General features: G+C 48.5%; 10 protein-coding genes and 2 pseudogenes. 3 read left to right on the top strand and 9 right to left on the bottom strand.

Annotation, left to right across the window (positions count from 1 at the left end):
- Positions 1-60: 60 nt before the first annotated feature.
- Together JC200_RS20150 and JC200_RS20145 are read left to right on the top strand one after the other, a co-directional pair.
- On the top strand, positions 61-444 hold the full coding sequence (locus tag JC200_RS20150; protein ID WP_274433493.1) for a DUF302 domain-containing protein: 384 nt from the start codon (positions 61-63) through the stop codon (positions 442-444).
- Between the two features lie 209 nt (positions 445-653).
- Positions 654-1,043 (top strand): STAS-like domain-containing protein, encoded by a 390-nt coding sequence (locus tag JC200_RS20145; RefSeq protein ID WP_274433492.1) that lies wholly within the window; start codon positions 654-656, stop codon positions 1,041-1,043.
- 569 nt (positions 1,044-1,612) lie between these two features.
- Here JC200_RS20145 and JC200_RS24555 read toward each other — a convergent pair.
- From JC200_RS24555 to JC200_RS20120, 6 genes are all read right to left on the bottom strand, one after another.
- A complete protein-coding gene (locus JC200_RS24555; protein ID WP_443111927.1) occupies positions 1,613-1,900 on the bottom strand; it encodes a rhodanese-like domain-containing protein in 288 nt (95 codons plus the stop codon).
- A 568-nt stretch (positions 1,901-2,468) separates the two neighbouring features.
- The gene (locus JC200_RS20140; RefSeq protein WP_274433491.1) at positions 2,469-3,719 is read right to left on the bottom strand and encodes an MFS transporter; all 1,251 of its coding nucleotides are present in this window, start codon (positions 3,717-3,719) and stop codon (positions 2,469-2,471) included.
- Between the two features lie 256 nt (positions 3,720-3,975).
- Positions 3,976-4,530, bottom strand: a complete 555-nt coding sequence (locus tag JC200_RS20135) for an MBL fold metallo-hydrolase (RefSeq protein ID WP_274433490.1) — start codon at positions 4,528-4,530, stop codon at positions 3,976-3,978.
- 165 nt (positions 4,531-4,695) lie between these two features.
- Positions 4,696-4,929 (bottom strand): hypothetical protein, encoded by a 234-nt coding sequence (locus JC200_RS20130; RefSeq protein WP_274433489.1) that lies wholly within the window; start codon positions 4,927-4,929, stop codon positions 4,696-4,698.
- Positions 4,930-5,574 carry a rhodanese-like domain-containing protein gene (locus tag JC200_RS20125; RefSeq protein WP_274433488.1) on the bottom strand — a complete coding sequence of 215 codons (645 nt, stop codon included), beginning with the start codon at positions 5,572-5,574 and terminating at the stop codon, positions 4,930-4,932. It lies immediately after the preceding gene.
- Positions 5,568-5,921: an ArsR/SmtB family transcription factor gene (locus tag JC200_RS20120; protein WP_274433487.1), complete on the bottom strand. Its 354-nt coding sequence runs from the start codon at positions 5,919-5,921 to the stop codon at positions 5,568-5,570. Before JC200_RS20120 ends, JC200_RS20125 begins: the two co-directional genes overlap by 7 nt.
- Before the next feature lie 169 nt (positions 5,922-6,090).
- Here JC200_RS20120 and JC200_RS20115 point away from each other — a divergent pair, with 169 nt between their 5' ends.
- Complete coding sequence (locus JC200_RS20115; RefSeq protein WP_274433486.1) at positions 6,091-6,771, top strand: class I SAM-dependent methyltransferase; 681 nt, start codon at positions 6,091-6,093, stop codon at positions 6,769-6,771.
- 320 nt (positions 6,772-7,091) lie between these two features.
- On the opposite strand, the pseudogene JC200_RS20110 reads toward JC200_RS20115, so the two are convergent.
- The 3 genes and pseudogenes from JC200_RS20110 to JC200_RS20100 form a co-directional block, all read right to left on the bottom strand.
- Positions 7,092-9,876: pseudogene (locus tag JC200_RS20110) on the bottom strand (Tn3 family transposase).
- Positions 9,877-9,935: 59 nt separating this feature from the next.
- Positions 9,936-10,499: a recombinase family protein gene (locus JC200_RS20105; RefSeq protein WP_274433485.1), complete on the bottom strand. Its 564-nt coding sequence runs from the start codon at positions 10,497-10,499 to the stop codon at positions 9,936-9,938.
- A gap of 455 nt (positions 10,500-10,954) precedes the next feature.
- A pseudogene (locus tag JC200_RS20100) lies at positions 10,955-13,098 on the bottom strand (heavy metal translocating P-type ATPase).
- Between the last annotated feature and the right edge of the window lie 2 nt (positions 13,099-13,100).

Here is a 13,100-nt window from a genome sequence, read left to right as displayed (position 1 = left end):
GGTACTCTCATAGCATAATCATTCTTGTGGACGTAATTTGTGCAAAAGGGAGTGTGGAAGGTGTTTCATTACACTGTAGAAACAAAAAAGACGCTGGATGAGGCGGTCCAATCTCTAGCAGAGAGTTTGAAAACCCATAACTTTGGCATTCTGTGGGACTTGGATATTCCTTCGACTTTGCAAAGTAAGGGTGTGGATTTTTCACAGCCCTACCGCGTTCTCGAAGTCTGCAATCCATCCAAAGCCAAGGAAGTTCTTGGACAAAATTCATTGGTGGGATACTTCTTACCCTGCAAAATCGTCGCTTATGAGGATCACGGAACCGTTAAGATGGGCTTCCCCAAACCCTCGATGCTGATGGAGGTTATCCAAGATCCGTCCTTGAAAGCCGTGGCGGAGGAAGTCGAACAGACATTAATGGCAGCGGTCAAGGAGGCTATGTAACGTCCCGTGTCTGAATTCCAATCGACAAACGATTTCTCGAATATTTTCAGTGCATCTCATTTCAGGCCGAGGTTTCTTTCTCGGCCGATTTTTATTCGTTTTCGGCCGTGCTCGCGCTCGGAACCCAATTATTTACCTCTGCCTTAGACGTACGGTTGGTCATGAGAGCTTACGGACAAAATAAACCCAAATGAGGGGGAATCTTCACTATGAAAGAGAACCAGTCTGACGAGGGCGTATCAAATCGGTTGGAAACGGATAACAAGTCAATGACAGATGACGCATCCACGGTCATGAGGTACCGGGTCACAGCGGAAGTCGGCAAGAACTGTGCCACCCAAGCGGAAGGACATCGGCTATTTTGGTTGATTTGGCACGACTTAGCGGCAGGGTCTTGGGTTCACCTTGATTTTTCGGGAGTTACATGTTTCAGCCCTCCTTTCTTTGATGCCTTATGTGGAGAACTCTTGAAACACTTTCGTTTGGCCTTTTTAAACCAACGGATCCAAGTACAGAATCTCCCTCAAGAAGGACGGGACATCCTGCAATCTGCACTCCGCCACACACAAAAGGAAATCTCAACCCGCCAGTCTGAGTAGAGCAGCGGGAGTAGAGAACGACTTAAGCTCGACGCAACGTTTCCCGCAATAAAAATGTTACGAGGGGACCTGATAACATTACCAGCATGCCAAGACACCCAAAACCTGACGTAGTCCGAAAAAATCAGCCCCAAACTTGCGAAGGCAAGAGATCCTAAATAGAGAAAATGAACGTTGATTGATAATTCTGTACTTCCGGACCACGGTTATCCAATGCTTCAGCAACATAGGCTACCTTCATTAGTGCACACTCTGATTGAAAGTTAGAGGAAAGTTTAGTAAATTATGGGCCTTGCACACCGCACAATCCGAAAGCCCGAATAATTCTGCCAGTCTTCTACCATTAGAATGAGGATTTTTCCGGACAAGAAACTAGTCCGAAATTTTGACGTTCAAAAGAAGATCAACTCGGCGTATAGATAAGTGACCAGACCTGCTGGCGTCCACCACTCACGTTAACATAGTGTCCAAGGCCATCCCAAAACGGCCCTGGGCACAGTGACTGATTAAAAGATGTCAATCCATCACATCTACAGCCATTGTCGATTGGTAAAAATCTTATCCATTTTTTAGACGTGATTTGACTGCCGATTCCAATCATCCATGCCTCCTACCAACTTATAAACCTGGCGGTAGCCCTTTTCCTTCAATACTTCCGCGGCGTAGTCGCTTCCCCCACCACCATGCTGGCAAAATACCACTATAGCGGTTTCTGGCGCCCAATCCAAAGTTTGATCTTCCAAATCCGTCACGGGTATATGGACGGCCCCCGGAATTATCCCGTCTTTGGCTAACCGTACGTCAATGACTAAGACCGAACCATCCGCCAACCGCTGAATTAGTTCTTTAACTGTGATTTCTTAAGCCATATTTCATCTCCTTTTGGACCGCGCCCTTTATTAGGACACCGCTTGCATCCGTCTATATGGAGGGAGCATTTAAGAGTGAGCCCCGTCCCAATGTGATACAACCTGTGACAGGTTCGGAGCATTATAGGTTTCTCGCATTCTGGCGACCAGAATAGCCCTATCGAACCACAAACGGTATATTCCCAATTACGCTGATCGGTCGAGCGAAAATCATCACGATAAATGAAAACAATTAGACGAAGGAATTTCGAATCAGTTGGAAATGGACAACAAGCCGATAACAGAATAACGCATCCACGGTCATGAGGTACCCGGTCGTACCGGAGGCGGAAAAACTTGTACCTTCAAAGCGGAACATCGGCTTTTTTGTTTGATTTGGCACGACTTAGCGGCACGATCTTTTGTTCAACTTGATTTTCGGGAATTACATGTTTCATCCCTCCTTTCTTAACACCCATGCGGAGAACTATCGAAACACTTTCACTGCACTCCGCCGCGCACGAAAGGAAATCAAAACCCGCCAGCCGAAAGTAGGTTGGCGGGAGTAGAGAACGACTTAAGCTCGATGGAACGTTTCCCGCATCAAAAACGTTACGATGAGTCCAGATAACATCACGAGCATGGCCAAGACACCAAAGACCTGACGTAGTCCGAAAAAATCAGCCCCAAATCCGAGCAATATGCCCCCAATGGCGTATCCGCCGTCTCTCCACATGCGATACACGCCAAGGGCCGAACTTCTCCACCCAGGATGAGCAGCATCCCCTACGGCGGATAAGAGAACTGGATAAATAAACGCGGTTCCCATCCCCATGAGAAACGCAGAAAAGATCCATAACCAAAGAGAATGAGAGAACAAGATGAGCGCGACGCCTAAACCATTCACCCATTGGCCGAGGGCAATCGGTAACTTTCGACCCACTCGGTCGCTCCACGCACCTGACACCAGCTGCAACACTCCCCACGAGGTGGCGTAGATACTCCCAACGAGACCGATGATCGCTATCGAAAAATGTTCCTGCGCCATGAGAATCGGTACCAGTCCCCATACCGCCGTATCACTCAGCTTGTTGATCAGCCCCGCTTGACTGCAGCTAAAGAGCGTTCGATCCCGAAAGCTTACCTTGGCAACGACTTGTTTTAGGGTCAACTTATCTTCAAGGAATGCGTTCTGACTGGAGGGCTTAGACAACGACGCTTCCAGTTTCGCATACGGAAGCGTCTCTCGAATCAGGAACCACGCCATGAAAAATCCGACCAATGCGACCGCTTCTCCGAACCAAAACGGAACTGGGCGCGGTCCAAACTGGCTCGCCAAGTAGCCCGTGAAGGCACTGGTCAAAGCGACCCCAATATATCCGGAAAATTCATTGATCCCAAGAGCTAACCCGCGTTTTTGATGTCCGACGAGATCGACCTTACTACTGACCGTCATCGACCACGCAAACCCCTGATTGGCCCCAAGCAGAAGATTCGCGGCCACAATCCAAGCCCAGTTCGGGGCGAAGATGACCAGAAGTGGAACCGGAATTCCCAGCAGCCACCCCAAGAGTAAGACCGGCTTTCTTCCCCAGTGGTCAGCCAATTTTCCTGCTACCAGATTCAATGCCCCTTTGACCACGCCAAACGAAACGATAAAAGACAGTAACAACGATAGTGAGGCAAGATGAAAGGTCTGTTTCCCCAACATGGGGAGTACCGTTCTTTCCAAGCCCACCATCGTTCCGACAAACGCATTGTTCACGGCCAGCAGAATAAATTGATCCAAATTGGGCCTTAAACCCAAGACCAGCTGCCTTTCTTTCATGCTGTTTCGCCTCCCTTAAGAATGCAGTGGGGAACGAAAGCCGTTCCTCGAACCATGAATCTCTTCATTCGACCGCAGGTTTTTCATGAATGGTTCCGAGGTTGTAGGCTCGGATCAAATCAAAGTTCTTGGGTTTGTTGGGTAAGTCTTCGAGCATGAATCGGACGAATTCTTCTTTTGATCTGGGTTGCATGGCCAGGTTAAAGCGACGTTCAAATCCAATGGTGGAAACGACCTTTCCACTCAGGGCACGCCCTCAGGTGGATCCAGAAAAAGCGCCGGGATAAACCTCCAGATAATCCGGCAACGCCAGCATCCGATCAAAGATGCTATGATAGAGGTCTTTGGCCCCATCTTCCACCACCAAATCCGGACGTCCAATGTCTCCAATCATTAGGGTATGTCCGGTGAGGACAAACCAGGGATCGGGTCCTCGGCGATGGTCGGTAACCAGCAAGCTCATGTGTTCTGGCGTATGACCAGGGGTATGCATCACCTCAATAACCGTATTGCCAAGAATAATTTGTTCCCCATCCTCCACGGGCGTGAACGCATAAGTGGCTGGAGCTTGCGCATAAAGCGCCAATTTCGCCCCCGTACCCTGGGCCAGTTCCCGCGCAACGGATATGTGATCCGCATGCACATGCGTATCCAGGACATATTGAATTTCTAGACCCGCGCGTTTAGCTTCTTGAATGTAGAAATCCACATCTTCGATGGGATCGACGACCGCCCCCATGGCTTTTCCTGTACACCCAAATAAGTAAGATACTGCCACCAGATTCATGTGCAGATATTGGCGAAAAAACAATGGAACTCCCTCCTTCGATTTGACCAAACTCCAAATGCAGCAGGACTCTCGACCGCCATTCCTCCTACGCGAACTTGATCACCAGCGTTTCCCGAAGCAAAACAGTGACAATCAGACTCGATCCGATGGCCAACCAACCGACAACCTCCATCGACATGGCGGTTCCTAACCAATCGGCGAGAACTCCCGAAACCAGCGCAGGTTCGACACGGTTTTCACGATGCCAAAGCTGATGATAAAGGCAATGGCAGCACTGGTTCCGGCGAGACCAAAATCTTGTTTAGCCACAAGCGGCAAAACGGTTCGTTCGAGACCGACCATTCCTCCAACAAACAAGTTCACGATCACGAGCAGTATGATTTGGGCAGCATGAACTCGAAGAGGACTCCGGGTATCCACCTATATCACCCTTCCTTCGACCTTATTACTCTGAGTTTCAACCTTCGACACATGCTCGTACCAAGCACTAACTCCCCCAGAAAGGTATCTCACCGGAAACCCCATGGCAGCGAGTTTTGCCGTGCCCGCTATCCCTCGGTATACCCCAGCACAAAAAACCACGTGCTCTTGGGTTGGGTTCAGGGTAGAACGAGCCATTTCCAGTTCCGATAGCGGCAGATTCACGGAACCTGGTATCTGCCGCTTTTGCCATTCTTCTAGAGTTCGGACATCCACCAATCGGAATTCATCATTGTCCTGCAGGACCTCATCCAAACTGATTGGGGTGATCTTCGTCACCGGATAGTTCTTTGCCGCCCATTCGTGGACCTGTACGGTTCCCATCACATTCCCACCTACTGCATCGATAGCGGAAAGAACAGCTCCCGGAACGTCATGGATTACAGGAATCAGCACCACGGGACCCGGCTTGGGCCATATTTTTTTGAGATTGGTCAAGAAGTCAGGTTCATCTTGGGGTAAATTCAGCGCCCCCTCGATAGAGCCTTGCATGAATTCGGACACAGGGCGCAGGTCTAACAATTCCAGATTGGCATGTTTCTCACGCATACTCTTTAGTTCATCTGCAGAAATTGTTCTTAACATGTTTTTTCGGCCTCCGTGCTTTGAAGTGAGTCAATCCAGCTATTGACCGCATGAAGTGCGTCCGGATTACAAAAGTAGTAATGCCAAGGCCCACGTTGCTGATGGCCGACCAATCCCGCTTGACGCAGCAAAGCTAGGTGTCTTGAAATGGTGGATTGCGGTACGTCTAAAATGGACGTCAGGTCTTGAACACAGATTCCATCTACCGCTTCTCCGTCGAGCGTGCAAAAATATTGCTTCTGACTTAACGTTTCCAATAAAGAGCGTCGCAGTGGATCTGCGAGAGCTTTAAACACGAGGTCCAAGTCGATGACGTTACGCAAACGCGTTTGGATGGTTGGTCCCATAAGCTTTCCCCTTTCGACGAGTTTCAAATTTTACATCCATAAATGCGGATATGCTGATTATTAGATGTTTATACTTTGCTTCAGCGTTGGAAAATTGTCAAGATGAAAACACACAATGGAAGCCTATAATGAACTTATAGAATAATTTTTCACTGCGAGGGGAATCAATATGGCTTTGTTTGACGCGAAGGCGGAAACGTATGATGATTTTTGTAGGACGCCATTGGGTCATTTCATCGATATGGTGGAACACGATATTCTAGGCAAAGTGGCGCAACCTCGTTCAGGGGAAATCGCAGTGGACCTTGGCTGCGGAACGGGGGCCTACTCCGTCTGGTTACAGGAACAAGGTTTGTCCGTCACTGGAGTTGACCTCTCCGAAAAGATGCTCGCAGTAGCTCGTCGTAAAGCATCCGACCGAGTCAAGTTCATCCGGGCCGATTTATCGCATCTGCCCTTTCCCTCTGGACAGTTTGATTTGGCCATTTGCAATGCGACGCTGGAGTTTGTCCAAGACCCCACAGCCGTTTTGAAAGAAGGAATACGAGTTCTAAAACCCGGAGGTCGACTTGTGGTGGGACTGATTCCAAAGCTCGGTCCATGGGCCGTAAAGTATTCGAAACGGGGTCAGGAAACCCCAACCAGCGTCTATCATAGCGCAAGATTCTTTTCTTATGATGACATCAAACAGATTGGACCGAATCCTCCATACGACGTCCAATTCGGGCTGTACGTTTCTCCCGACGAGTTCAAAGATGAAAATTCTGCATGGGCCTTGGAAAAACAACGTAATCCAACTCAACAGGAACCTGGAGCTGGATTTATGGTGGTCCGCTGGAACAAAGATTAGATGGCCCATCCTCCAATGGCAGTCTCTGTTGTCCCAACCAGGATATCATCGGTCGTCGTTTCACCTTCATTTGTACGTAACACCCACAATTTGGAATACACAGAACACGAAACGCCTTAATGCTTACCTTTTTTCAGTTCCCAGAAGAACGACATGGAAATATCGGGATAGCCTCATCAAGTTCCGGCTACCCCACCCCCGTGATACTCCGAAATGATTGTTGAACATTTTCCTTATTGGGGTACCCAACAAAATGACGTAAAACCCACGCTAATACAGTTTCTGGAACACAAAGTATCGGATTTTTAACGCTAAGCATCTTATTGGATTCTAAGTGGCCGCAATCCATTCACGGTTTCAGGTAACTTTGAATTGAAGGTGTATTCACCAAGGAAGTTAATATGCTCCCAACCCAGTGGAGAAATGTGATTCAACAAGTCCTCGTTTAATGTAACTGCTTTCCTCTTGAATTTGGTCGCCTTAGCCAGATATACGGTATTCCAGACGCTGATGGCGTTGATCAAGATGTTCAAGGCGCTAGCACGCTGAAGTTGGTCCTGAAGCGCCCTTTCACGCAGTTCTCCATGTTTTCCAAAGAAGATAGCTCTTGCCAGCGCGTTCATCGCTTCACCTTTATTCAGCCCTCGGTCAATTCTTCGCCTTAATGTTTCGTTTGAGAGATAATCCAAAATAAAAATTGTCTTTTCAATTCGGCCCATTTCTCGAAGAGCGGTAGCAACACTATTTTGTCGAGAGTAGGAGCCGAGTTTTCCCATGATGAGTGACGCTTACACAAGGCCCTCTCGAATTGAGTGGGCCAGTCTAAGAACGTCATCATAGTTTTCACGAATGACTTTCGTGTTGATTTGCCCGCGTAGCAGTTTCTCCAGTTTTGGGAATTCAGCGGGTTTTCCGAAGGTATAGAGCTTTGAATCCGATAAATCGCGTAATCGTGGAGCAAAGCGAAAACCAAGGAGATGCGTCAGACCAAAGACTTGATCGGTTTAACCGGCTGTGTCGGTGTAATGCTCTTCGATCGCCAAGTCTGTTTCATGATGCAACAGTCCATCAATGATATGCACGGCATCCCTGGAGTTCGTGTTAATCACTTTAGTATAGAAACTCGAAAACTGGTCACTCACAAATCGATAGATCGTAGCTCCTTTCCCGGTTCCGTAGTGTGGATGTGGATTGGCATCGGCATGGAGCGCGGCAACACCGATCTGCACACGCATTCCGTCCGACGAAGAGGTAGTACCGTCTCCCCAGAATGATGGCAAAGTTAGCCGGTGGTGAAAATTCACAAGAACGGCCTGCGCTTTGTTCATCGCGTCCTCGTAGAGGCGCCATTGTGCTACATTTGCCATTTGTCGATACGAAATACCAGGGGTGGCTTCCGACATCTTGGTCAGTCCAACGTTCGTTCCCATCGCCATGGGAGTGGCAAGAAGAACAGTGGTTTCTTCTTCATTTGGCGAACGGTTTGTTGAGGCATGCACAAACTCTTCGTGAAATCCGGTCCATTGAGTTACTTCAATCAGTAAATCCGTTAGTTTGACGCGAGGTAGCAATTCGTAGAGTGATAAGCTAAACTCTCTTGCTTCACCAGGTACGTCCTTCTCCAGGCGTTCGACGTGGAATTTCCCGTTTTCTAGGTTAACTCCCACAAGTACATCGGCGTTTTTGGATACCCATTGTAGCCGTTGTGAGAGCGTGCAATAGATATATCCCCTGAACGAACATGATTCCGCAGCTCTGTGAGAACAGCCATCTCATAATAGTGCCGGTTTATTGAACCGTCTTCATCAAAAACATGCTTCTGCCAACGGTTTGATACAAAGTCTAGCGGTGCGCCCTCCGGAATTTTTCACTTACCTGTTTGATTCATATCTCGAATAATGTCAATCGCCTTAATTAATGTTCCACCAAGTCAGCGCAACCAGAACTCAAACGCGTTCAACAGTATTGGGGTATATTTCCTAGTGTGTAGAATTTCTTTTTCAATAAATCCAGGTAGTCATAGTCAATAGGTCTAGCCAATTTGCTCTGCCTCTTCGACGGATTGAACCAACTGCTCCCACGGCATAATTGCCTCCAGTGCAACAAAGGGGTCAACTCCTTCGTTCCGCGCGTTGATTAAAGCTTTACCGAGGTTCGCAAACTGAACGACTTTTTCGTTGATCGACTTGCCATTTCGTTTTTGAATTTCGTCCTGAGTTTTACGGCCCTTGGAAAGGAGAGACATGATCTGGCGGTCGTGAATCTCAAATGCCTGGTCGGTCAAATCCTGGATTAGTTCGAGTAAATAAGCGACCATAATGGCGTATCTCTTGGTTGTGTCAAAACGCCTCAAGGAATGAGGTTCATATCGAGAACCAATTCTCGAAAGTTGGCGCAACCGATTGGATGAATTCCTTTGGTATCAATCTGAAGTCGGAGAGTACGAATGCACTCCAGTTTTTCAACGACTTTCAGAAACGATTCAGGGGAGTTGGTACCCGGTATATCCCGTAACCACGCTAAAAACGTCTTACTGGTTTCGGGCATTTGAGACAATGTGTCGTCCAACTTTGCCATTTGTTCGGTCGTCAACGAAGATACGAGCCGCTTGAAGATTTTATCTTCAGCTCGCTGCCGTACTTCCCACACTAACCGCTCAATGATCGTCATCGCAGGGAGAATTACTTTTTGTTTCCGTAATTCTTCCATTGTCGAGTGGATTAGATATTCTACATTGCCGTTCTCCATTGCATGTTGCAGAAGGAACTTGGACACCTGGCGGTAATCGTGGATAGTAAAATTGCGAAACCCAAATTCCCGCCGAATTTCATCAAGATGTTCGTGTTTCGTCTGTTCACGTCCGGCATATGACTTTAGTTCCTTGGAGTCAATGTCCAATTGTTTGGCTATGTAGTCCACAACGCGGTTAGGAACGTTATGAACGTCGGATAGTGTCCAACCTGGAAAGCGAAGAACACAAAGTTGTAATGCAAATCCCAGCCGATTTGAATCTCTTCGATGGCGTTTAATGATCTCAATGTCGGCAGGCGACAAAGTAAAGTGACTTCCCAGCTCGTAGTCACTAATATGGTCCGGGATAGACATAAATTCTAGGCGTTGCTCCGAAGTCAGTAATTCTCTAGCTCGTCGGTTAGACAAGGATTTCACCCTTTATTCCTACGCAATCTGAGATGGCGATAAAGTGTCGCTCTGGATACGCCAACCATTGCGCAAATGTCTTGTATAGAATGATTGGGGTCTTCCATTAAGGCCTCAACCATTCCAATTTTCTTATCATTCATCAACTTCGGCCTAACTCCCAGGCGACCACGTGCTCGGGCGGCATGCAACCCCGCAAAAGCTCTTTCGCGAATGACTTCCCGCTCAAATTCAGCCAGTGCACCAAAAACGTGAAAGATGAGCTTGCCACCTGGTGTTGTTGTATCAATGCTTTCTTGACTGCTCTTGAATCCTATTCCTCTTTCATGGAGTTGGTTGATGACTTCGATCAACTGTTTAAGGGATCTGCCTAAGCGGTCCAATTTCCAAACAACAAGTGTGTCGCTTTCACGCATATATGCCAGAGCTTCTTCGAGTCCCGTTCGTGAGGCTTTCGCTCCACTTGCGATATCCTCGAAAATTTTCTCGCAACCCACACCGGAAAGAGCATCTCGTTGCAGATTTAAATTTTGATCCTGAGTAGAAACCCTAGCGTATCCGACCAACATAATCATAACCACCGATGTGAAGATTTCACGATCATTGTCTCATAACCGGTAGGCATATGCGGTAATGAAATTTTGTTTTTAAGACAAGTTATAATACATCCTTTTGTGCTAGGGAGCGAAGATACACAGGCCGCTTTGCGGTTGTATCATAAACGGTGGTTTATGAAATGTGAGTTCAGCAGAATACGGATTTACAAACACCAGAATAGAGAGTCAAGTAGCCCCAAAAAGAGTCCGCCCCATTATCAAAGTGAGGCGGACTGATCATCTTCGTGCTGTAGATTACTGAAATGGGAGAAAAAGTTCTCATCAAGAAATTCCTGAATCCGTGACAGTTGATTATGAAATATCTTAAATTCTAGAGAATAATGAAGTAACATAGAGATAGGGTGAGATATTTTAGATTTTCAAATGTCACGGATTCAGGGAAATTCTTATGAGACAGCCCCTCCATGTTATTTATTGGCTTTTATACGTAAAAGCCGAATACCATTTAAGGTAACCAAGACGGATGCCCCCATATCCGCCAGGATGGCTAGCCACAGTGTCAGCCAGCCCGGAAATACCAACAACACGGCGATGACCTTCACAATCAGCGAGAAACCAATGTTTTGTCGGATGATTCGCAAGGCGGCTCGACTTAACCGAATCGTGAATGGGAGTTTCGTCAAGTCATCTGCCATCAGCGTAATATCGGCCGTTTCCATGGCTGTGTCCGTACCCGCTCCACCCATAGCGATTCCTACCGTAGCCGTCGCTAAGGCCGGCGCATCGTTAATTCCGTCCCCAACCATGGCTGTCTTTCCATGTTGGTCAAGCAGCATCTGAACTGCCTCCACCTTGTCTTGAGGGAGCAATTCAGCGTGGAACTCATCGATTCCAGCGACCGCGGTCACCGCTCTGGCTGTGGCGGCATTGTCCCCGGTCAACATGATCGTTCGCTCAATTCCGGCTTTTTTGAGCTGTGAAATGACGGTCGGGATGACTTCTCGAATCTCGTCGGCTACAGCAATGATCCCCAACAGCCTGTGCCCGGTGCCGATGATCATGGCCGTCTTGCCTTCATTTTGAAGCGAGGACACACGCTGCGACACGGCGTCTAATTGAAGTCCGAGTTCATCGAATAGCTCGATGTTGCCAATGTAATAGGTCTCACCTTCAATGACACCTCGAACGCCTCGCCCCGTTAGGGCCGTGACGTCCGCCGCCGCTTGAATTGAAATGGACTGTTTTTCTCCTGCCTGAACGATGGCCTTGGCAAGTGGATGTTCCGACCTGATTTCCAGATTACTGGCTACCTGAATCAAGCTCGCTTCTGTCATTCCATCAAACGGAATGACATCTGTGACCACTGGACGCCCCTTTGTGAGGGTTCCTGTTTTATCGAACGCAATGGCTCTTAGAGAACCCGCTTGTTCCAGGTGGATTCCGCCTTTAATCAGAACCCCGTTCCGAGCCGCACTGCTGATGGCACTGACAATGGCCACCGGAGTGGATACCACGAGCGCACACGGGCAAGAGACGACAAGCAGGGCAAGTCCCCGGTAAATCCACGGCCCCCAGGGATATCCCATGACGAGCGGCGGAAGAAAGATGATGAATACGGCCAACGTCAATACAATGGGGGTGTAGATGGCCGCAAAACGATCCACGAACGCTTGGGAAGGCGCACGTTTCGTTTGGGCTTCCTCCACCAAATGAATAATTTTTGCGATGGTCGTATCTTCCACACGTTTGGTAACTTCAATTTCCAAGGAGCCATTGGTATTGAGCGTCCCGGCGAATACTTCCGCTCCGGGTCCCTTATCGGCGGGTACGGATTCCCCGGTAATGGCCGCCTCATTGATCGCCGACTCACCCTTTATGATGACGCCGTCCATAGCAATCTTCTCACCGGGGCGAATAATCAGCGTATCTCCAATTTCCACTTCATCGACGGGAATTTCCATCTCGACAGGCAAACCAAATTCTCCGACGGGCCTTCTTACTCTAGCTACCTTCGGTGCAATATCCATCAGATCCCGGATGGATTTACGGGCCTTTTCCATGCTCCAGGCTTCCAGAAGCTCCGAGACAGAGTATAGGAAGGCGACGGTGGCGCCTTCTTCCCACTTTCCGATGGCCATCGCCCCGATGATGGCGTGGTCATTAGCACACTCATATTGAAGTCCAGCTTCGGAAGAGCGTACCAAGCCTTGCGAGCATTTCCCCACCCACCACTGACGATAGCTACAAGGTACAGGAGCAGGAACAGGGTCTCTGGAGCATGCAGACGTTGGACGAGAAAGGCTACCAGAAGCGCCACGCCGGAAGCAATCGTGCGAATCAATTCCCAGTCTACATGTCGTTCACTGTGACCTGGCTGTGCTTGTATTGCACCTTCCGGCACGATCCGGTAGTTCTCCTTCTTCGCCTCCTGAAGAACCTGTTCGATGGTTACCTCGCCTTCAATCGTGATTTTGCCTGCGGTGGGGTTGAGAACCGCCCTGGACACGCCAGGGAGAGCCGCCACATTCTTCTCGAACTTGGCGGCGCAATCCAGTCAAGTGATTCCTTCCACGCGGAACACCGTCTTTTTCTGTCGTATAAGAGCATCCATTG

It is taken from the genome of Alicyclobacillus sp. ALC3 (assembly GCF_028751195.1).
Classification (GTDB): domain Bacteria; phylum Bacillota; class Bacilli; order Alicyclobacillales; family Alicyclobacillaceae; genus Alicyclobacillus_L.
The sequence above is the reverse complement of the archived record's forward strand: the minus strand, read 5'-3'. Positions and strand labels throughout refer to the sequence as shown.